This is a genomic window from Intestinimonas sp. (assembly GCF_026169115.1).
Lineage (GTDB): Bacteria > Bacillota > Clostridia > Oscillospirales > Oscillospiraceae > Intestinimonas.
In genome coordinates, this window is record NZ_JAPFEA010000020.1 from 27,167 (window position 1) to 47,777 (window position 20,611).

The following is a 20,611-nucleotide window of genomic DNA, read 5'->3' on the forward strand; positions in this document are numbered from 1 at the left end:
TATCGGAACCTGGACCGCCTATCCAGGTTTTATGAAAAATTAAGCATTGACATTTTGGGAAAACAGGCTATAATACAGACAATACTTTAATGCAAAAAAGCAATGAAGTGTCGACTTGCACCAATCGAAAGGATGAGGAGAATGAATCTTTTCACGAAAGTGACCGCTCTGGCCTCTGCCAGCGCTCTGGTCCTGTCCCTGGCCGCCTGCGGCGGCGGCTCCGGCTCCACCCCTGCCCCGGATACCACCACTCCCGCCGAGGGCGCCGCTACCTACACCGTCGGCATCTGCCAACAGATGACCCATGAGGCGCTGGACGCCGCCACCCTGGGCTTCATGGACGCCCTCAACGAGCTGCTCCCCAACCAGGTGGAGTTCCTGAAGCAGGACGCCGGCGGCGAGTACGCCAACTGCGGCACCATCATGGACGGCTTTGTGGCCTCCGACGTGGACCTCATTCTGGCCAACGCTACCTATCCCCTCCAGGCCGCCGCCTCGGCCACCGCCGACATCCCCGTGCTGGGCACTTCGGTGACCGACTACGCCACCGCCCTCTCCATCGACGGCTGGACCGGCACCGTGGGCAGCAACATCTCCGGCACCTCCGATCTGGCCCCCCTGGACCAGCAGGCCGCCATGCTCCAGGAGCTCTTCCCCGACGCCGCCAGCGTGGGCCTGCTCTACTGCTCCGGCGAGCCCAACTCCGTCTACCAGGTGGAGACCATCCAGGGCCATCTGGAGGACATGGGCTATGCCTGCACCCAGTACGCCTTCACCGACGTCAACGACCTGTCCTCCGTGGCCCAGACCGCCTGCGACGGCTCCGACGTGCTCTACATCCCCACGGACAACACCGCCGCCGCCAACACCGAGACCATCGCCAATGTGGTCCTCCCCGCCGGCGTCCCCGTCATCACTGGCGAGGTCGGCCTGTGTACCGGCTGCGGCGTGGCCACCCTCTCCATCAGCTACTACGACATTGGCTACAAGACCGGTGAGATGGCGGCTCAGATCCTCACCGGTGAGGCCGATATCTCCACCATGCCCGTGGAGTACGCCCCCAACGTCACCAAAATGTATAACGCCGCCAACTGCGAGACCCTGGGCCTCACCATGCCCGAGGACTACGAGGCCATCGCCTGAGTCTCCCCTTCTCCTTCTAAAATCGCAAGAACAGCGGGGCGCGCCTCCGCTGTTCTTGCGCGTTTCCCGCCCGCGGCGAAATCCATCCTTTGGAGGTATCGACCTATGGACTTCCTGCTCTCCTTCTTCAACTCCCTGCCCGGGGCCCTCGGTCAGGGCCTGGCCTGGGGCGTCATGGCCATCGGCGTCTACATCACCTACCGCATTCTGGACGTGGCCGACCTGACGGTGGACGGCTCCCTGGCGACCGGCGGCGCGGTGGCCGCCCTGGGCATCACCCTGGGCCTCAATCCGTGGGTGGCCCTGCTCCTGGCTGTCATCTCCGGCATGCTGGCTGGTCTGGTCACCGGGCTGCTCCACACCGCCTGTGGTATCCCCGCCATCCTCTCCGGCATCCTCACCCAGCTGGCCCTCTACTCCATCAACCTGCGCATCATGGCCATCGGCAGCGGCGCCAGCACCAAGGCCACCCTGGCACTCAGCGTGGACAAGCAGTCCCTTCTCCTATCCTCCCGCTATATCCGTGAGGTGAGCTTCCGCAACCCCCTCCTCCTCCTCCTCGTCCTCACGGCGGCGGTCATTGCCGTTCTCTACTGGTTCTTCGGCACTGAGCTGGGCTGCTCCCTCCGGGCCACCGGCGCCAACCCCAGCATGGCCCGGGCCCAGGGCATCAACACCAATTTCGCCAAGGTGCTGGGTCTGGTGGTCTCCAACGGTCTGGTGGCCCTCTCCGGCGGCCTGCTGGCCCAGTATCAGGGCAGCGCCACCGTGGACATGGGCCGGGGCGCCATCGTCATCGGTCTGGCCGCCGTCATCATCGGCGAGGTGCTTCTGGGCAAGGTCTTCATCAACTTCGCCCTCAAGCTCCTCTCCGCCATCATCGGCGCCATCATCTACTATGTGGTCATCACCCTGGTCCTCCGGCTTGGCCTGGAGTCCACCGACCTGAAGCTGCTCACCGCCCTGGTGGTGGCCGTCTTCCTCACCATCCCCTACTGGAAGGGCAGATATTTCACCAAAACCGTTCGGAAGGAGGGCGTCCGCAATGCTTGAGCTCAGAGAGGTGCGCAAGACCTTCAATCCCGGCACCATCAATGAAAAACGGGCCCTCCAGGGGGTCTCCCTCACCCTGGCCGACGGGGACTTCGTCACCGTCATCGGCGGCAACGGCGCCGGCAAGTCCACCCTCCTCAACGCCGTGGCAGGGGTGTGGCCGGTGGACTCCGGCACCATCACCATCGACGGCATCGACGTCACCCGCCTGCCCGAACACAAGCGGGCCCAGTACATTGGCCGGGTCTTCCAGGACCCCATGATGGGCACCGCCGCCACCATGCAGATCGAAGAAAATCTGGCCCTGGCCGCCCGCCGGGGCAGGTCCAGGGGCCTGAAAGCCGGCATCACCGCCAAAGAGCGGAGCGAATACCGGGAGCTTCTCCGGATCCTGGACCTGGGCCTGGAAGACCGGCTCACCGCCAAGGTGGGGCTCCTCTCCGGCGGCCAGCGCCAGGCCCTCACCCTCCTCATGGCCAGCCTGGTCAAGCCCAAGCTCCTCCTCCTGGACGAGCACACCGCCGCCCTGGACCCCAAGACGGCGGCCAAGGTGCTGGACGCCACCGAGAAGATCGTCCAGCGGGACAACCTCACCACCCTCATGATTACCCACAACATGCGGGACGCCATCGCCCACGGCAACCGGCTCATCATGATGTATGAGGGACGGGTGGCGGTGGACGTCTCCGGCGAGGAGAAGAAAAACCTCACCGTGGAACAGCTTCTCTCCCTCTTCAGCCAGGCCAGCGGTTCTGACGAAGCCGACGACAAGCTCCTGCTGGGCTGAGCCGCTGGCCGGGTCCCATCGCAGATGGGACGGCGGTCACGCCGTACAAGCGTTTTGTGCAGCAAAACCTTGCCATGGGCGGAATTCACTTCCGCCCATGGAAATGCAATCTAGCCCCCCGGCCGGCCACAGGCCGGCTGGGGAAACAGCGGTTCTGACGAAGCTGACGACAAGCTCCTGCTGGGCTGAAAACACAAAAATTCCCCGGACCTCTTGGTCCGGGGAATTTTTTATCCGTTCGTCTCAGCCCTGAGAGAGCTTCAAGCCGTGGAGGACGATGAGGTCATCCAGGGCCAGGAAGGTGACCCCGTCCACAGCCTCGGCGGCACGGACCAGACCCACGGTGACGTCGCCCATGGCGGCCTGGTCAGCGCCGATGGTGAAGTGATAGCACTCCGTGTCCCCCCTGGACACGGTGACCTGGCTGGTATAGGGCTCCCAGGTGATCTCACAACCCAGAGCTTCGGCCACCGCCCGCACCGGCACCAGCAGGCGGCCCTCCTTCACCTTGGCGGCGGAGGGCCCCTCCAGAGTCAGCGATTCACCGTTGATGGCGAGCTCCAGGCCGTCGGCGGACACCCAGCCCGTGTAATCAGAGGGGAAGACCATGACCTTGCTGGGAGACGCCTGGGCGGGCAGGCTCATGGTGGTCACACTGTACCAGGCGAGCAGACGGGCGCCGGGCACGATGTCGGCGGCCTCCACCTTCTCCGTTCCGCCGGGGGCGGCCAGATATTCGGTGTCGGCGCTCAGGTGGAGGAGCACATCATTGCTCACATAGGCGTCCACGCCCTTCTCGGTCACTGTGATGGTCTCCACCTCGGCATAGGTGGGGACGGCGAAGTCGGCGGGGATGCCGCACAGGACGACCCGGGCGGTGCTGATGGGGGGCAGGCTCATGGTCATCTCCGGGCCCACCCAGGCATAGAGGGTCTCGCCGGCCCGCAGATCGTCAAAGCTCCTGGTTGCGCCGGAGACGGCGTCCAGGATGACGGTCTCCTCTCCCACGTTGACCACGACCTTCTGATGGGGGGCGCGCTCATCGCTGTTTTCCAGGGTGAGACTCCTGTCGCCCAGCTCCACGGCGGTCCCCCACACCCGGGTGGGGAAGGCCGCGCCCCGCTGGATGAGCGTATAGACGGGGTCCGTCCCAGTCACAGGGACGCTCTTCCCCTCCGCCGCCAGGGCGGGGACGCCCAGGGTCAGGGCCAGGGCCGCCGCCAGGGCGGCGCCCAGCATCTTGCGGTAATTCATATTGGCATCTGCCTCCTTCTCCGTCGTTCTGCTTTTGGACGACGTCCACGCAAAAATGGTTCCTTTTTTGCTATGCAAAAGCATAGCAAGCATCGCAAAATTGGCCATGTGCCGCTTTCAGCGGCACGGCCATGAAATCAAAGCCCATGGGCCGGGACGGCCCATATGCGCATAAATTTCATGATTCCCCATCTGCTGTCTCGGATACCGCAGGGGTCAGGATGCCAATATAGTCCAGCATGTGATAGAGCATGGCGGCGGCCTCCTCCCGGGTGGTGGGAACATGGGGGGCCAGCTCCTCCAGGGGCCCGGCCAGGAAGCCCAGCTCCTGCGCCGTCACCACGAAGGGCCGGGCCCAGGCGTCATAGGTCTGTACCGCTTCGGCGGCCAGCTCCTCCGTCGTCACCTGCTCCAGGCGGCGCTCGACGGAGAGGTCGGACCGCTCCCCCATCCGGGTCAGGATGGTCAGAAACTGCTGGTGGTCCACCAGTTCGTCGGGCCGGAAGGCCCCGGTCTCGTCCCCCCGGACAAGGCCCAGGTTGTAGGCGATGTCCACAGCGGCGGCATACCAGTCCTCCTCTGTCACGTCAGAGAAGGGGGCCCTGCCCTGGCTCTCCCAGCACCAGTAGCCCATGGCCTGGACCATCATGGACACCAGCTCGGCCCGGGTGAGCTGGCCCTGGGGATCGAAGCGTTCCGTCCCGTCGCCCAGGAGGACGCCCAGGGAGGCCAGGGTGTTGATCTCATCGGCATAGGGGGAATCGGCGGCATCGGCAAACCAGCGGGAATCATAGGTCACATCCCAGGCTTCGGCAGCCTCCGCCGGGGTGACGGCCTCGCCGTCCAGGGTCATGGGGGTATCGGGGGGCAGCGCGGCCAGAAGCTGGGCAAAGGCGGGGGCGTAGTCCCCGCTCGCCGCCTCCTCCCGGTGGACGTACCAGGTCTGGTCCACCAGCTCAATGGCCAGCACGTCCTCAGAGGGGACCTCCGCCGCGACCCCGCACAGAAGCCGGGCCACCTCGTCGGCCAGATCGGCGTCCACCACCAGGTGGGGCAGCACGCCGGAGCGGTCCGGGGTCACATAGTTGGGGGAGTAGTAGCGGTTGGTGGTGATCTTGAAGGCGTCGCCCTCGGCCAGTTCAAAGACGTTCTGGGCGATGCCCTTGCCGAAGGTCCGGGTCCCGATGACCAGACCGTAGCGGTAATCCCGCATGGCGGCGGCGAAGAGCTCGGAGGCGCTGGCGGAGTTCCCGTCCACCAGGACCACCAGGGGCTCCTGGACCAGGCCGGGGATCTCCACCGGGAAGGGGTTGGGCCGCCAGAGCCCAAGGCTCCCCTGCCGGTCCACCACATAGGCCACGTCGTGGTTGCCCAGCACATGGCCCACCGCCTGGATGACCGCGGTGGCCGAGCCGCCGGGATTGCCCCGGAGATCGACCACCCAGCGGTCTGCGGCCTCGTCCTCGTCGGTGATGTAGGTCTCAAAATAGTCTCCGCTGGTCTCGCCGAAGCTGCTGCAATTCAGCCAGCCGATGTGGTCGTCCACCACCTGGCCGGTGACCGTGGGAAAGACCACCGGCTCCCGGACCATGGTGCGCTCCAGCTCCTGTCCCTCCCGGAGGAAGGTAAGGGTGACCTGGGTGCCCGCCTCTCCGGTGATGAGGGCGGCCAGGGCGTCGGGGGAGCCGGCCTCCTGAATGGTGGTCCCGCCGGCAGCCACGATGAGATCGCCGATCTGCAAGCCCGCCTTCTGACCAGGGGCGTCGGGGGCGACGCTGATGACCAGCAGTCCGTCAGCCGTCTTCTCCACCATGACGCCGACCCCAACCACGTTGGTGTCGCCCATGCCGCTCTGGAAGGCGGCGTACTCCTCCGCCGTCATGTAATAGGTGTAGGGATCGCCCAGGGCGGCGGTGATCTCCTCAATGGTGGGCAGGGAGAGGATCTCCTCGGGGATCTCGTCGATGTAATGCGTCCGGAGCAGCTCCCGGGCCTCCTCCACGGTGATGGCCCCAGCCGCCGGGCTCAGGGTCAGCGTCAGGGCCAGGGTGAGGGCCGCCGCGCGTACAGGCAGTTTTGTTTTCATGGGTCACGTTCTCCTTTGCCGTATCTGGTCCTATCATTGTAGCATCCCCCTTTTCCGCTGTCCACCATCCTTTGGTTACAGTTCTGTGAACAATCGCCCGTGGAACGGTCCCTGGTCACCCTTGGGACACCCCGGAACAAAAGACGACCTCCCTTCACCAAGATGACGAAGGGAGGTATCTTCACAGATGATAACTGTTAATCAGCCGGAATTTTGCAAGTGTCATTTGCTATAAACCAATTCCGCAAACTGTCCATATTGCCTTACTGTTTTTAGGGAAAAGCGTTTTAATGCTTCCTTTTGTGTAAACAGTGGGATGCCAGCTCCAAGCAGCACAGGTGCGATTTGAATGATTAAGGAATCCACCATATCACCATCTAATAACGGTGATAATATCGTATTTCCACCGACAATCCAGATGTTTTTATCTGGATCAATTTGTTTTACAAATTCCAAAACATCACAATTCACGGGAACCACTCCGCTCTGAATCTCTTGCGAATGAGTAAAGACATAGTTTTTTGTGGTTGGGTAGACGGATTTTACATCTCCTGACTTCGATATTTCATCGTAGGTCCTTTTCCCCATGATCGTAATATCCATATTGTTATAAAAATTTTCATAATCTGTCTCTTCAGTGGTTCCAGTTTCATAAAGCCAGTTTAAGTTATGTTTTCTATCCGCGAGGTATCCGTCCAATGTCATACAGCCATAAAAATATATGCTCATTTTTATCCCCCTCCACAAGTTCAGATTTGCCTTTTATTTTACCATATTTGCCATGCAAAAGCACAGCAAATATGGCTATGTGCCGCTTTCAGCGGCACGGCCATGGAATCAAAGCGCATGGGCCGGGACGGCCCATATGCGCATAAACTTCATACGCCGCAAGCCTTTCCCATTTTCGTGGCGCGCGTTTGGCACATAAAGTTTTATGTCTTAATCAGTGCCCCGCGAAATTGACAAAGTCAGGAACCGGGCCATTCAAAAAAGTAAACAGGGGCCACTGGAGTCTCCCCTTGTCTCCGGTCAAAACTTCTGATATACTATATTTTATCAACAAAATTAAGTTAGGAGTTTTATCATGCTTTCCCCCCGGCAGCGCATCCTGTCCTTCCTCCGCACCTATGGCATCATCCTGCTTGGCTCCGCCATCCTGTCCTTCGGCCTTTACAACATTCACGAACAGACCCAGGTCACCGAGGGCGGTGTGCTGGGTATGGCACTCTTTCTCAACCACTGGCTGGGGCTCTCCCCCGCCATTGCAAGCCCCGTCATGGACATCGCCTGCTATGTGCTGGCTTGGCGCTTCCTGGGGGGCGCCTTTGCCGAGTATGCCGTCGTCGCCAGTCTGGCCTTCGCCGGCTTTCACGGCCTCTGGGAGCAGTTCCCTCCCATCCTCCCCGACCTGAGCGCCTACCCCCTGGCCGCCGCCCTGGCGGGCGGGCTCTTCGTGGGCGTGGGCGTGGGGCTGGTGGTCCGCATCGGCGGCGCCTGCGGCGGGGACGACGCCCTGGCCCTCACCATCTCCCACCTCACCAAGTGGCCCATCGCCCGGTGCTACCTCATCACCGACCTCACCGTGCTGGCCCTCTCTCTGAGCTATATCCCCTTCACGCGCATCCTCTACTCCCTCGTCACCGTCACCCTCTCCTCCTTCCTCATTGGCCGCATCCAGATCATGGGCCGCAGAGCGGAGGACACCCCCGAGGCCCAGCCGGCGCAGTGACGCAGGGCAACACGGATAGAAAACAGGGACGCTTCCCATCGGAAGCGTCCCTGTTGTTTTCTGTCCTGTCTGGTTCAGCGGTCCCACTTCTGAATGAGGGCCAGGAGTTCCTTTTCGAACTGGGCCAGATCCCGATTGGCGCCGCCCCTGTTGTGGCGGATGGCCTCCATGAGGTCCTGACCGGCGGCCTCCAGCTTCCGGTAGGCGGGGGAACCGGAGACGGAGACCGGCTTGGGGGGCAGGGGCACGCCGGCGGAGAGCATCCGGTCTGCGGCCAGGTCGTAGACCTCCTCATACTCGGCGGCGTGGGCGGCAAGCCCGGCGTCCCGCAGCTTCTGGGCAAAGATCTCGGTGACCGCCGCATCCCCGTGGACCACGAAGACGTGCCGGGGCTTGGGGGCATAGTGGGTGGCCCAGGCCAGGAGGTGGTCCCGGTCAGCGTGGGAGGAGAGACCCTTGAAGTTGACGATGCGGGCGTTGACGGCGATCTCCTCGCCGAAGAGCTTCACCGACTTGGCCCCCTCCAGAAGGGCCCGGCCCAGGCTCCCCTCCGCCTGATAGCCCACAAAGACGATGGTGCACTCCTTCCGCCACAGGTTGTGCTTGAGGTGGTGGCGGATGCGCCCGGCGTCGCACATGCCGGAGGCCGAGAGGATGACCTTGGAGCTGGTGTCCAGGTTGAGGGCCTTGGACTCCTCGCTGGTCTCAGTGAGGGTGAGCCCGGGGAACTGGAAGAGGGCGCCGCCCTTCAACGCCTCGATAGCCTCCTCGTCCAGATAGCCGCGGAGGTTGCCGGAGTAGACGCGGGTGGCCTCGTTGGCCAGGGGGGAGTCCACACACACACGGAAGTCGGGGTGGGACTTCACCATCCCCTCCTCCTTCATCTCCCGCATGAAGTACAAAAGCTCCTGGGTGCGTCCCACGGCGAAGGCGGGGATGATGACGTTGCCGCCCTGCTCAAAGGTCTCGTCGATGATCTGGGCCAGGGCCTGGGTATAGCTCTCCGGCGGCTCGTGGAGCCGGTCTCCGTAGGTGCTCTCCATGACCACATAGTCGGCCTCGTCGATGGGCTGGGGGTCCCGGATGACGGGCTGGTCCACGTTGCCCAGGTCCCCGGAGAAGACGATCTTCCGGGTGACCCCCTCCTCGGTGAGCCACAGCTCGGCGCTGGCCGAGCCCAGCAGATGGCCGGCGTCGGTAAAGCGCAGACGAACCCCCTCGCACAGGTCCACCAGCTCCCCATACTCATAGGTCTCCACCAGCTCCATGGCGTGCTCGGCGTCGGCGATGGTGTAGAGGGGCTCCACCGGCGCCCGGCCGGCCCGGCGGCCCTTCTGGTTCTGCCACTGGGCGTCCGACTCCTGGATGTGGGCCGAGTCCCGCAGCATGATGGACATGAGCTGCCCGGTCAGGCGGGTGGCCACGATCCTGCCGTGGAAGCCCTGCTTCACCAGCAGCGGGATACGGCCAGTGTGGTCGATGTGGGCGTGGGTGACGATGACATAGTCGATGTAGCCCGGGGCGAAGTCCAGCACACGGTTGTCCCGCTCGTCCCGTCCCTGCTGGAGTCCGCAGTCGATGAGGATGCGCTTTCCGTTGACCTCCACACAGTGACAGCTCCCGGTGACGGCCTTGGCAGCGCCGAAAAATGTGAGCTTCATGGGGCACCTCCTTTGTTTTTCCTTATCCCCATTCTACCCCCTTGCAGTCTCCCTGTAAAGCCATCCCAGAAAGTTTACATTTTGGCCCGGCACGAAGATCTTTCCCTTCGCGCCGGGCCCGTGTCATCTCATGTTCTGTTTGCCCATGCGCCATGTTGAGCACCTTCCGTCATTCTGAGCGCAGCGAAGAATCCGTCTTCCTCATCCACCTGCATAAGGACAGAGAAAAACGGATTCTTCGCTGCGCTCAGAATGACATAGGTTGGAACGTCTTGCGCAGATGGGTGGGGGCGCCATCAGTGGTGAAGCTCGCTCACGTCCCCACTGTTCACTGCACCAGACTCAGGTGGAAGCGGGCGCCGGGTGTGCCGGCGAAGGCGATCCAGCCCCCCTCCGGCAGCACGGCGGAGGTATCTCCGAAGGCCACGGAGCTGGCCGTCGCCACGCCATTGGCGTCATAGACGGTGAAGCCCCCCGCCTCCGGCAGGGTAACGGCCAGGGTCTTCCCCGCCAGGGCCCCCACGCGGAACCAGCGGGCATGGCCGTCGTCCAGGATGGTGCAGTAGGCCCCCGCCCCGGCATAGAGGTCCGCGAGCCCGGAGCCGGGCGCGCACAGGTAGTCCCCCGCCTTCAGGTACTCCTTGCCGTCCACGGAGACGATCCGGTAGTCGGCCCCGTTGCGGCTGCCGTTGCCGGGCACCTGGATGTACTGCTGGGCCAGGGTCTCGTCCACGATGCGCTCAAAGCCGGCCGCGTAGCCCGGCGTCTCCGGCAGGGCCGTCACCCCGGCGAAGGGCCCGGACAGGTAGACCTGAGAGGTGTACTTCTCGTTGACGATGAGGTAGAGCTCTTCGCCCCTGGCGGCCCAGGCGTCCAGGGCGGCCTGGCTGGCCCCGGTGTTGGGCTCCAGCTTCTCCAGGACGTAGTTGGCGGTGCCGGAGGAGGTCAGGCCGGGCACCGGGGCATAGTCCTCCTGGCGGAGGTAGGTCCGGCCATTGTCCTCCGTGACAAAGGTCAGGGCCGCCGTGCCGGTCTCATCCAGAAAAACGCCGGTGTCCCGATAGGTGTAGGTCTGCACCGTCCCGCCCAGGGCAGCGGCGGCGGTCAGGGTCATGGTCTGGTCGTCGGGGAAGGCCACGGCGGCCACCATGCCCAGGGAGACATAGGCGCCGGCATTGGCCTTCACCGCCTCCGGGATGGCCGCCGGCTGACCGGCAGGGAGGGCAGGCAGGCCCTCGTCCACCGCCACCCCGTCCTCGGCCAGGGCGTCGATGAGGATGCGCTCCCCCGCCAGCTGATCGTAGGTGCTCACGCCGCCGGAGGAGAGGACGGCCACCGCCTTGTCCGCCTCCGGGAGGACGACGAGGGAGGCGTGGTAGCGCAGGGTGTCGCCACCCTTCACCAGGGCGGTGATGCCGCTCTGGTTGAAGGGATACTGGTGGACGTTGTCCCAGCCCAGGCCGAAGGCCAGGGTGTCGTTTTCGCTCTCCTCCGGCCACAGGCCCTTTGCGGCCCAGTCGGTGTTCATCAGGTCCAGCCACTCCTGCTCCAGCAGCTCGTTCCCGCACAGGAGCCCGCCGAAGGCGGCCAGATCGGCGGCGGTGGCGTAGAGTCCGCCGGTGCCCACGATGCCCACGGTGTCCTGGGGGAGGGCCCGGACGTCTTCGGCGGAGGCGTAGGTCTTGGCCAGACGGCTGGTGTCGAAGTCATCTCCGGGGGCGTAGGTGTCGGCAAGGCCCGCCGGGTCCAGGACGGCGGCGTGGAGGTAGTCCATATAGTCCATGCCGCTCACCGCCTCCACCACCAGCTGGGCCAGGGTGTAGCCGTCGTTGCAGTAGACGCAGTAGGCGCCGGGGGCGGCCTTGAGCCGCTGGGTGGACAGCCGCGTCAGCAGGTCGTCGGCGGCGTGCTCGTCGGCATCGCCAAAGAGGAAGGCGTCCCGGGTGCTGTCCCCCATAAGGCCGGAGGAGTGGTCCAGCAGCATGCGGACGGTGATGTCCTTGTACCGCTCGTCGGCCATGGTGAAGCCGGGCAGGTGCTTGGTCACCGGGTCCTCCAGGGCCAGCCTGCCGGCCTGGGCCAGGGTGAGGACGGCGGCGGCGGTGTAGGTCTTGGACACCGAGCCGATGCCGTAGAGGATGTCGTCGGTAAGGGCCCGGTTCTCCGTCTTGGAGTAGATCCCCCAGCCCCCCTGGGCGGTGATCTCCCCGTCCTCCCACAGGGCGTAGCGGACCGAGTCGGCCCCGCCGTACTGCCCCGCCAGAGCGATGGCGTGGGCGGCCTTGTCCTCCAGGGTCTCCCCCGCCGCCGTCTCCTGGGCGGCAAAGGCGGGCAGGGTCAGGGCGGGCACAAGGATGAGCCCCGCCAGGGCCCCGCTGAGCATCCGTTTCCAGTTCATGATGGTTCCTCCTCTTATTCTTCCGTTTTTTCGCTTTGTCTGGTCCGTTCCTCGTAGTAGGCCCGACATTCCGCCGCCGTCCGGTGCGGGTGGGCGTTCATGGCGTCGGCCTGGGCCAGGAGCCAGGCCCGCATGGCGTCGATGCCCGCCTGGCTCACCGGGAAGGTCTCCTCCCCCTCCTGCCGGGCGTACTGCCGGCAGAAGGGCCCCTGCCAGATGACCACCCGCAGGGTCCCCTCTTTGGGCTTTTCGATCTCGTAGCACAGCAGGCCCCGGCTCCCCGACCAGCCGTTGTCGTTTTCAAAGTGGGAGAGCACCGGGAGATAAAATTCCTGTTCCATCTGTTCCTCCTTACGGTTTCAGGGTAAAGAAATCGGGCAGCCGGTTTTCGGGGCTGTCAAAGAGCAGGTTGTACTGGAGGGACTCGTACTGGAGCAGCCCCGTCCGGGCCGCCTCCGGCAGGTCCTCCCGGCCCTTGTGCCAGACGCCGCCGGCATCCAGAAAGCCCATGGCGTTGAGGGCGGGCACGGTCTCCCGGAGCCGGAGCAGGAACCGCTGGTGCCCTGTGAGGGGGAGTCCAGCCGTCTCCATCAGCATGGCGGAGAGGTAGTTGAGGGAGGTGGTCACCCCCTCCGCCTCGGGGATGTCGTAATTGGCCCAGAGGAGGAAGGGCACCTCCTGCCGCTGCTGGGCGGCGGCGATGTCCACCGCTTCAAAGTCGCCCCCCAGCACCTCGTTGTAGAAGTTGGTCACCACCTGGGGCTGGTGATCGCCGAACATCAGGATCAGGGTGGGCTCCTCCACCTGGGAGAAATAGTGAATGAGGTACTCCAATGCATAGTCCGACTGCCGCAGCAGGGAGAGGTACTGGTCTACGGTGCCGTAGCGGCCCTCCATGTCCCCGGTGAGCCAGACCGTCTTGTCCAGCCCCGTCCAGGGCACGTTGTAGGCGCTGTGGTTCTGCATGGTGACGTTGAAGACGAAGAGGGGCTCCCCGGCCTCTTTTCCCTCGTAGCGCCGCACCAGCTCCTCATAGTTGGCCTGGTCGGTGATGTAATTTCGCATGTAGGCGGGGTCGTTGAAATCCCCCTGGAAGTAAATCTCGTCAAAGCCGAAGCTCTGGTAGACCGCCCGGCGATTCCACCCGGAGGTGAGGTAGGGGTGCATAAAGATGGTGTGGTAGCCCAGGGCTTTGAGCTGGCCGCCCAGGTTGGGCTCCTCCTCCCCCACATACATGTGGAAGGGCACCGTCCCCTCGGGGAGGAAGGCCATGGTGTTGCCGGTCAAAAATTCGTACTCCGAATTGGCGGTGGTGCCGCCGAAGACGGAGGCGTAGGCCGTGCCCCGGATGGTGTTCTCCGTGAGGCTGTGGAAGAAGGGCAAAGGGTCCGTGTTGGTCTCCAGGTCAAAGACCTCTGCCAGGTCGGAGAAGGACTCGTTCATCACCACGATGATGTTCACCGGGGTCTCTGCGCCAGCCGCGCCGCCCGCCGGGCCCTCCTCCGTCTCTTGGGCGATGGCGGCCAGGGTCTCCTGAGAATAGCCCTCCGGCTCCTCCACCCGGCTGTACCGCAGGCAGACCGAGAAGTTGAGGACGAAGCCGTTGCCCCGCGTGGTCCACAGGGAGGGCTCGATCTCCAAACGGCGGAGGAAGTCGGTCTGGAAAAAGACCGCCAGATAGGCGGCGGCCAGGAGGGCGACGGGGAGAGCCGCCTGCCAGTGGGGCTTCTGCCGCCCGGCGCTCTTGGGCACCTTCCACAGCAGCAGGAGGAAGAGGGCCAGGGCCATCAGGCAGTGGAGCTGCACGGCGTCCGGGGTGTAGTCATAGTTCCCCGCCACGTTGGCCGCCGTCCGCAGGGTGAGGAGATCGCCGGGGAAGATGGTGCGCCCCCGGAAGTGAATGACATACCGGTTGGCCAGGCCCACAAAGACGAAGAACCCGGCGGTCAGCCCCGCCGTCAGCCGCACCCGGCCCGTGACCAGGTAGAGCACTCCGGCAAGCATGTAATACCACGCCAGATTCAGCGCGATCTGGAGGGCAGAGAGCTCCTTCCAGACCAGATAGTTGTAGTTCATCTGCTCCACCAGCACGAAGGAGAGCAGGGGGCCGAGGACGAAGGCGGCCCACCGGCACCGGGCGGCGGCCTTTTCCTCCAAATCAAGCGCCAGAGGGAAGACGCCCCCCAGGGCCAGGGCCCAGCACAGCCCCTGCCACAGGGGGAGCCCGCAGGCCGTCAGGCCCAGGAGGATGGCGGCGGCCAGGACGGCGGCGGGGAGGAGCCGGTCCCGGCGGTAATACAGGGGGCGGCGGGCCGGGGAGGCCTTTGCGCCGCGTTTTTGTTTGACGGAGGTCGCTTTGCTCATGGTCGTTTCGTTCCTTTTATGATAAAGAGTTGGCGTACCGTTCATTTTACAACGGCGGGGGGCCAAAAGCAAGAGCACATTCGCCGCCGGATGAGGGGGTGTATCGGGCGTGGTTTGCGCGCCGGCCACCCCCTCAGTCGCCTGCGGCGACAGCTCCCCCGTCAAGGGGGAGCTATATTTTGTGGGGCGCGACGACCTCGTCGGGCCCCACAGCAAAAGAAATACCACGCCGAAACGCCGGGCCGGTGAGGACACCGGCCCCGACACACCTGCCGCACCGTTGGGCGTAGGGGCCGATGTCCCCATCGGCCCCTACATTCGTCATTCTGAGCGGCGCGAAGAATCCGTCCCCTGGTCTTTTGTACCGGGGCAGGAAGACGGATTCTTCGCCTGCGGCTCAGAATGACGGGGGTGGGGCACACCTGTGTGTGCGCCCACCCCCGCAGACCTTCCCCCAAGGGAAGGCGTCGGGAACGGTCCCGATTCATGGACTTTTTGCAGCCTGCGGGCAGGGGCGGGCCGGGGGACGGCGGAGCCATGCAACTGGACGGGCCGGGACGGGTATGGGTGAGGAGGGATGCTATTATGGCGAGCAACTATACCACAAATTACGGGCTGTGCCAGTGGGAACCGGGGGACAAATTTTTACGGGAGGAATTTAACCAAAATAATGAAAAGCTGGACGAGGCGCTGGGCGAAACGGCGGAGATAGCCCGACGGTGTGACCGGGCCCTGCCGCTGCTGAGCTACGACCTGAACAACCTGATGCTGCAACGGTATTACGAGGGCAAATACATGGGCTGGAAAAAGGGGATGCTCTTCGACAGCTTTGGCGACATGTCTGGCATCGCCGAGAAGAGCGAAGGCCTCTTGTGGACCTCTGGCATGCTCCAGGTGGAGACCCAGGGTCTGGGGAACCAGGATGCCAGATGGCAGGACGCCACGCTGGAGGTGTCCACCTCCCAGACCCGGGACAACCGGTGGGCGGCCGTCGGAAACGGCACCTTGAAGGCGGTGACGGTCTACGCCCAGTGTGTCAAGTCCGACAAGAGCACCGTCACCACCGGGACAGCCAAGCTGGAGATTTTACTGGACGGCCAGGTGCTGGCCAGTTCCCCGGTGGTCACGGTGAGCGGCTCCTTTGCCGGAACACGGTTTCCCATCACCTGCGATGTGTCGGTGAACCACACCTATATCATGCGCTACACCGCCGTCACCACGGGCAGCTCGGTGGCGGAGGGCTATCACCAGCTCCGGGCCACCTGGGGCAGTCGGGACTTCTTTGCCTATGGGCTGGAATGTACCCCCCGGCCCTCCAGGGACGCCTGGATGCACACCCCCCTTTACGATCTGAAATCGGACTATGACCGGGTCCTGGCCTGGGTACGGCACCGCTACGGCGCCGCGCCCAAGCTGCTGTGGCGGCGGGGGCAGGAGGAGGATTGGCAGGCCATGGTCCAGGGGGAGAGCCGCCCCATCACCAGCGTAACAGGGACCACCGGACTGACTGAGACCGCCTTTTCTCTGGATGGGACGGGCGGGCCGGGGGCCAGCCTGCGCATCGAGCTCACCGGGAACGCCCAGGTGATGGAATATGGCGTGGTGGTGCTGTGAGGGCCGCAGGGCCCACTCTTTCAGCGGGGCGCGGCATTTCTTTTGTTGTGGGGCCCGACGACCCCAGCGGGCCATTGGCTCCCTCTCAGAGGGAGCTGTCGCCGCAGGCGACTGAGGGAGTGGCCGGAGCGCCAAGCCACGCCTGATGCCCACCCTCATCCGTCATTTGCTCCGCAAATGCCACCTTCCCCCTGAGAGGGGGAAGGTCTGCGGGGGCGCGCGGGCCGATGGGGACATCGGCCCCTATGTCCGTCATTCGGAACCGCCTTCCTCGTCATTCTGAGCCGCAGGCGAAGAATCCGCATTCCCTCCGCTCAGACATTACGAAAAGGACGGGGGAAACGGGTCCTTCGCTCGCGCTCAGGACGACGGGGGGCGTCATTCTGAGCCGCAGGCGAAGAATCCGTCCCCTGTCCTTCATGGTCACAAGGGCATGCAATCAGATGATAGAACGAAAAATGGGTAGAAGAGCGCCCCGGACCAGATGGTCCGGGGCGCTGTATTCTTCGTCAGTCTTTACCGGTGACTGCTGTGTCTCAAATGCAATCAGGCAGTGACAGTGATCTCGTAAGTCAGAACCAGATCAGCATAGCCAGCATGGGTAACGGTGACAGTGACGGTAACGGTTTTACCAATGTCCTCGGCAACGATGCTGTAAGCGGCATCAGTGGTGTCGGTACCGGCACCATCAATGGCATACTCCACAGTAGTGCTAGCAGAAGGAGTATTGGTGACCTTCAGGGTGTTGCCCTCCTCGGCGCTGCTCACGGTAACAGCATTGCTGCTGTGGTTCAGCAGGTTACCGCTACTAGCAACGGTAGGGGCATCTGTAGCGCCGGTCCCCTGCTCACCCACCAGGGCCAGAGCGGTAGGAGCGGCAGCCTTGGTCTGCTCAACAGCCACAGTGTAGGTCTTCTCAAAGTTCTTGTGGCCGTCCTCGGTGACAACAACCTTGATCTCCAGGGTCTTCCCGGTGATGTTGGCGGTGGTCAGAGCGAAGTTCTTGGAGTCGCCGGAACCCTGCATCTCCTCCACAACCGGCTTGCCATTGGCAGTGATGGTGATGTACTGGTCAGCGGTCACAGTGTAGGAGATCTTGGCGGTGCTGCCGGCAATACCGGTCACCTTGGGGGAGGTGGTGAGCAGGTTGCCCTGATCAGCGGTGATACCAGAGCCGGTACCAGCAGCGATGGTCAGAACGGTGGGAGCAGCAGTATCAGCGGGAGCTCTGACGACGCACGCGGTGCTCTTAGCGGTGGCCTTGGCGCCGGTGCTCAGGGTGTTGGTGGCGATGACGTAGTAGGTCCCAGCCTCAGTGGGGGTGTAGGTAGCGGAGGTAGCGCCGGAGACAGCCTCGTCCTCAGCGCCGCCAACGCCCTTCTTGTACCACTGATAGCTCACGGTGCCACCGTCAGTGACAGTAGCGTTGACGGTCAGAGTGGCGTAACCAGTCTGGGAGGCAGACAGGTCGGTGCTGAAGGTGGGAGCCGCAGCGCCAGTCAGGATGACCAGCTCGTCAACGGAGTAAGCGGACTGATCCTCGGAGACAACCACGATGTAGTAGGGGTTGCCGGCAGACAGGCTGGCCACGTCGGTGGCAGCAACGGCAGCAGCCAGATTAGCGGGCTTGGAGGCCGCGATCACGACCTTGCTGCCCACGGGGACGATCAGGTCGCCCTTGATGTCAGCGATGGTGGTGCTGGTGGTCTGGTACTTGCCGTTGACCTTCTCCAGGTCAGTGGTGCCGGGCTCCTTGATGTCCAGGATGCCCTTGTTGTCGGTGGAGTAAGCCTGGAGCAGGTAGATGCCGTAAGCCTTGTTCTCGGTGTCGAAGACCACGGTGACGTAGTCGTTCTTGGACACGTTGGTGATGATGGCGGTGTCGCCGCCGTCGATCTCGGCCATGGCGGTGCCATCGGTGATCTTCACCTCGGTGCCGTCAGCCAGCATCACGCGCTTGCCGTCGGCCAGCTTGACGAAGTCAGTTCTGGCGAAGGTGCTGTTGGTCTCGGTCAGCTGATAGACGCCCTTGCTGGTGATGGTGTAGTTGTAGGGCTTCTTGGCCAGGTTGGTGGCCTTGGAGTCCACGGAGATGCCCTCGACCAGCTTGCCGTCGATGACAGCGTCATAGATGGCGTACTCGCCATTGCTCTTCACATAGCGGTAGAGGTACAGGACGTTGGCGGAGGTCACCTTGTCGGTGGTGACGATCAGAGCCTCGGCCACGCCGTCGTTGTCACGGTCCACATAGCGCACGCCGGACAGGTCGGTGGTGCCGTTGCCCACGATCAGGTCGAAGGAGGGAGCCTTGTCCTTGCCGCCGTAGGTCTCCACGCTCTTCACGCCGCTCTTGTCGCTCTTGAGGAGGGCATAGTAGAAGATGGTGTCGCTGTCGACAGCGATCTTGGTGTTGGTAGTGTCATTCAGCACGGTGACATCGCCGCTGGTGTGCTTCACGTTCTGGTCGGCAGTGCCAAAAGCGATGTTGTTGGCGCCGGTCAGGTCGATCTTGTCGTCGCTGGTGATGTAGTAGCCGTAGACGTTGCCGGGGATGATGCTAGCGGCGGAGAAGGAATCGCTGCCGTTGAAGTTGTTGACGATGTAGGACTTCTCGGAGCCGTCGGGCAGGACCACGTAGACGCGGACGGAGCCGGACATGGCGGTGGCGTCGTCGTTGGTCCGGACGTTGGCCACATAGGCGTAGTCGGTGAAAGCCTCAACGTCGGAGGTGGCGGCCACATAGCCGAACTTATCCAGGTAGAGGACGATCTCCTTGCCCATGGCGTCGTTCTTGGTGTAGTCCATGGGGTCCTTCAGCTCGCCGTCACGGCTGTTGTAGTCCAGCTTGCCGCCGGAGAACTTGTAGGTGGTGCCGTCCACGGTCAGGTTGGCCTTGTAGTAGTCGGTGTTGTCGGCCTTGCTGTTGTCCTTGAAGGTCTCCAGCTTGCCGGTGACGGTCTCAGCCTTGACCACGTAGAGCTTGCCGCCCATCTCGTTGTAGACCACATAGTCGCCCTTGGCCACGTCAGCCAGACCAATGACCTTCTCGGCCTTGTAGTCCTTGCTGCCGGGCAGGCTGTCGATGGTCAGACCGCCGTCCTTCTCGTCAGAGTCGTAGCGGACGACCTTGCCGAAGCCGTAGGTGGTCTGGACCACGTACTCGGTCTCGCCGTCGTTGTCGTTGTCGATGAACTTGATCTCGTAGCCGTTCTCCTGAGCGGTCAGGTCGGAGATGCCATTAGTCTTCTCGCTGCCATTGACACAGGTGGTGTAGGCATTGTTACCGTGTTCATCCTTAGCCAGGTCGATGTCCTCGCCGTCCATGAAGTCGTTGATGTCATCATCGCCGAAGCTGGCATTGGTGGAGACGACCACGTTCTTACCGGAGTCCATGACGGAGCCCAGAACAACAGCCTTCTCGGTGTTGTTGGGGGAAGCCACGGAGGGGACAGCGTAGAAGAACACGGAGGTGCCCAGCAGGGAGGCGTCGGTGGAGACCTCGAAGGTGCCCTTGCTGTTGACAGTGCCGCCGGAGGTGGTCACGAAGTTGTGGCCCACCTTGGCCAGCTCGTCGCCGTTGGTGATGTCGATGACAGTCTTGCCCTCGAAGTTGTTGGAGGTCTGCTCGTTGCGGACCACCACGCCCTCGACGCGGACGCCGCCGAACTTCTTGCTCAGCAGGGTCTCGTCCTCCTTCTCCACGCGGGGGATGGAGGTGAGGGAGCCGTCAGGACCGGTGACCAGAGCGTAGGTGTAGCCCACCATCTCGCAGTTCAGGGCGTTGTAAGCCATCTGAGCGGCGTTGTCGCGGGTCAGGCCGGCGTCCACGTCGATCTTCAGACCGGCGTAGAGCTTGTTCTGGTTGGCCAGCACGTTGGTGGAGACGGCCCAGTTGGCGCCCACCATGTTCTCGAAGCTGGCGTTGTAGCCCAGAGACACCAGCAGCATCTTGGCGGCCTCAGTGGCGGTCACGGTGCCGTTGGGATCGAAGGTGCCGTCGCCCTTGCCGGCCACGATGCCCAGCTGGGTGCAGTATTCGATGTAAGGCTCAGCCCAGTGACCAACGGTGTCGGTGTAGGTGTGGGTGGTGGCGGCGCCCAGGGCAGGGTCGCTGCCGCCGTTCAGGGTGACGCAGATGATCTTGGCCATCTCGGCACGGGTGACGATCCCGGTGGGATCATAGGAGCCGTTGTCCTTACCGTTGATGACGTTCAGAGTGGTCAGCACGGTGACGGCCTCTTTGTTGACGATCTCTTCCTTGTCGGAGAAGTCGTCGAGGTTCGCAGCGCCGGCGCCGATGACCATCATGGACATCACCATGACGGAGGCCAGAGCCAGGCTGAGAGCCCGCTTGAGGTTTCTCATTTTGGAATTCCTCCTTCTAAAAATTGTGGTAATTGGAGTATTTTTGCCATTTTTCCGAACTTTTTCGGCAATTAGCAAAGTATAACTCCCCTCACCTCTGGGCTCATGATACCCCATCCGACCCCCTCCCGTCAAGGGGATGGAGCCTTTTGTAACA

13 protein-coding genes are annotated in these 20,611 nt (G+C 63.3%); 5 read left to right on the plus strand and 8 right to left on the minus strand.

Annotated elements, in window-relative coordinates; translation table 11 throughout:
- The first annotated feature begins 141 nt into the window (after positions 1-141).
- The 3 genes from Q0Y09_RS01880 to Q0Y09_RS01890 all read left to right on the plus strand — a co-directional run bounded on the left by Q0Y09_RS01880 (position 142) and on the right by Q0Y09_RS01890 (position 2,983).
- Entirely contained in the window at positions 142-1,143 is a 1,002-nt protein-coding gene (locus Q0Y09_RS01880; RefSeq protein ID WP_297716826.1) for an ABC transporter substrate-binding protein, read from the plus strand.
- 105 nt (positions 1,144-1,248) lie between these two features.
- Complete coding sequence (locus tag Q0Y09_RS01885; RefSeq protein WP_297716828.1) at positions 1,249-2,196, plus strand: ABC transporter permease; 948 nt, start codon at positions 1,249-1,251, stop codon at positions 2,194-2,196.
- Positions 2,189-2,983: an ABC transporter ATP-binding protein gene (locus tag Q0Y09_RS01890; RefSeq protein ID WP_297716830.1), complete on the plus strand. Its 795-nt coding sequence runs from the start codon at positions 2,189-2,191 to the stop codon at positions 2,981-2,983. The genes Q0Y09_RS01885 and Q0Y09_RS01890 overlap by 8 nt, the downstream gene beginning before the upstream one ends.
- Before the next feature lie 243 nt (positions 2,984-3,226).
- Here the strand turns inward: Q0Y09_RS01890 and Q0Y09_RS01895 are convergent, their stop codons facing one another.
- From Q0Y09_RS01895 to Q0Y09_RS01905, 3 genes are all read right to left on the minus strand, one after another.
- The gene (locus Q0Y09_RS01895; RefSeq protein WP_297716832.1) at positions 3,227-4,237 is read right to left on the minus strand and encodes a copper amine oxidase N-terminal domain-containing protein; all 1,011 of its coding nucleotides are present in this window, start codon (positions 4,235-4,237) and stop codon (positions 3,227-3,229) included.
- A 178-nt stretch (positions 4,238-4,415) separates the two neighbouring features.
- Positions 4,416-6,323: a S41 family peptidase gene (locus Q0Y09_RS01900; protein WP_297716834.1), complete on the minus strand. Its 1,908-nt coding sequence runs from the start codon at positions 6,321-6,323 to the stop codon at positions 4,416-4,418.
- 222 nt (positions 6,324-6,545) lie between these two features.
- Positions 6,546-7,052 carry a dihydrofolate reductase family protein gene (locus tag Q0Y09_RS01905; protein WP_297716836.1) on the minus strand — a complete coding sequence of 169 codons (507 nt, stop codon included), beginning with the start codon at positions 7,050-7,052 and terminating at the stop codon, positions 6,546-6,548.
- Between the two features lie 355 nt (positions 7,053-7,407).
- Here Q0Y09_RS01905 and Q0Y09_RS01910 point away from each other — a divergent pair, with 355 nt between their 5' ends.
- Complete coding sequence (locus Q0Y09_RS01910; protein ID WP_297716838.1) at positions 7,408-8,052, plus strand: YitT family protein; 645 nt, start codon at positions 7,408-7,410, stop codon at positions 8,050-8,052.
- A gap of 74 nt (positions 8,053-8,126) precedes the next feature.
- On the opposite strand, the gene Q0Y09_RS01915 is transcribed toward Q0Y09_RS01910, so the two are convergent.
- From Q0Y09_RS01915 to Q0Y09_RS01930, 4 genes are all read right to left on the minus strand, one after another.
- On the minus strand, positions 8,127-9,713 hold the full coding sequence (locus Q0Y09_RS01915; RefSeq protein ID WP_297716840.1) for an MBL fold metallo-hydrolase: 1,587 nt from the start codon (positions 9,711-9,713) through the stop codon (positions 8,127-8,129).
- Positions 9,714-10,041: 328 nt separating this feature from the next.
- Positions 10,042-12,111, minus strand: a complete 2,070-nt coding sequence (locus Q0Y09_RS01920; RefSeq protein ID WP_297716842.1) for a serine hydrolase — start codon at positions 12,109-12,111, stop codon at positions 10,042-10,044.
- 14 nt (positions 12,112-12,125) lie between these two features.
- Positions 12,126-12,452: a hypothetical protein gene (locus tag Q0Y09_RS01925; protein WP_297716844.1), complete on the minus strand. Its 327-nt coding sequence runs from the start codon at positions 12,450-12,452 to the stop codon at positions 12,126-12,128.
- 10 nt (positions 12,453-12,462) lie between these two features.
- Positions 12,463-14,475: an LTA synthase family protein gene (locus tag Q0Y09_RS01930; protein ID WP_297716846.1), complete on the minus strand. Its 2,013-nt coding sequence runs from the start codon at positions 14,473-14,475 to the stop codon at positions 12,463-12,465.
- Positions 14,476-15,060: 585 nt separating this feature from the next.
- On the opposite strand from Q0Y09_RS01930, the gene Q0Y09_RS01935 reads away from it, so the two are divergent.
- Positions 15,061-16,089 carry a hypothetical protein gene (locus tag Q0Y09_RS01935; RefSeq protein ID WP_297716848.1) on the plus strand — a complete coding sequence of 343 codons (1,029 nt, stop codon included), beginning with the start codon at positions 15,061-15,063 and terminating at the stop codon, positions 16,087-16,089.
- Between the two features lie 546 nt (positions 16,090-16,635).
- On the opposite strand, the gene Q0Y09_RS01940 is transcribed toward Q0Y09_RS01935, so the two are convergent.
- Positions 16,636-20,454 carry an S-layer homology domain-containing protein gene (locus tag Q0Y09_RS01940; RefSeq protein WP_297716850.1) on the minus strand — a complete coding sequence of 1,273 codons (3,819 nt, stop codon included), beginning with the start codon at positions 20,452-20,454 and terminating at the stop codon, positions 16,636-16,638.
- Positions 20,455-20,611 lie beyond the last annotated feature (157 nt).

Bases quoted from the DNA above. Each gene is read 5' to 3' on its own strand.
- Q0Y09_RS01880 (WP_297716826.1), top strand. From the start codon at position 142: ATGAATCTTTTCACGAAAGTGACCGCTCTGGCCTCTGCCAGCGCTCTG.
- Q0Y09_RS01885 (WP_297716828.1), top strand. From the start codon at position 1,249: ATGGACTTCCTGCTCTCCTTCTTCAACTCCCTGCCCGGGGCCCTCGGT.
- Q0Y09_RS01890 (WP_297716830.1), top strand. From the start codon at position 2,189: ATGCTTGAGCTCAGAGAGGTGCGCAAGACCTTCAATCCCGGCACCATC.
- Q0Y09_RS01895 (WP_297716832.1), bottom strand. From the start codon at position 4,237: ATGAATTACCGCAAGATGCTGGGCGCCGCCCTGGCGGCGGCCCTGGCC.
- Q0Y09_RS01900 (WP_297716834.1), bottom strand. From the start codon at position 6,323: ATGAAAACAAAACTGCCTGTACGCGCGGCGGCCCTCACCCTGGCCCTG.
- Q0Y09_RS01905 (WP_297716836.1), bottom strand. From the start codon at position 7,052: ATGAGCATATATTTTTATGGCTGTATGACATTGGACGGATACCTCGCG.
- Q0Y09_RS01910 (WP_297716838.1), top strand. From the start codon at position 7,408: ATGCTTTCCCCCCGGCAGCGCATCCTGTCCTTCCTCCGCACCTATGGC.
- Q0Y09_RS01915 (WP_297716840.1), bottom strand. From the start codon at position 9,713: ATGAAGCTCACATTTTTCGGCGCTGCCAAGGCCGTCACCGGGAGCTGT.
- Q0Y09_RS01920 (WP_297716842.1), bottom strand. From the start codon at position 12,111: ATGAACTGGAAACGGATGCTCAGCGGGGCCCTGGCGGGGCTCATCCTT.
- Q0Y09_RS01925 (WP_297716844.1), bottom strand. From the start codon at position 12,452: ATGGAACAGGAATTTTATCTCCCGGTGCTCTCCCACTTTGAAAACGAC.
- Q0Y09_RS01930 (WP_297716846.1), bottom strand. From the start codon at position 14,475: ATGAGCAAAGCGACCTCCGTCAAACAAAAACGCGGCGCAAAGGCCTCC.
- Q0Y09_RS01935 (WP_297716848.1), top strand. From the start codon at position 15,061: ATGGCGAGCAACTATACCACAAATTACGGGCTGTGCCAGTGGGAACCG.
- Q0Y09_RS01940 (WP_297716850.1), bottom strand. From the start codon at position 20,454: ATGAGAAACCTCAAGCGGGCTCTCAGCCTGGCTCTGGCCTCCGTCATG.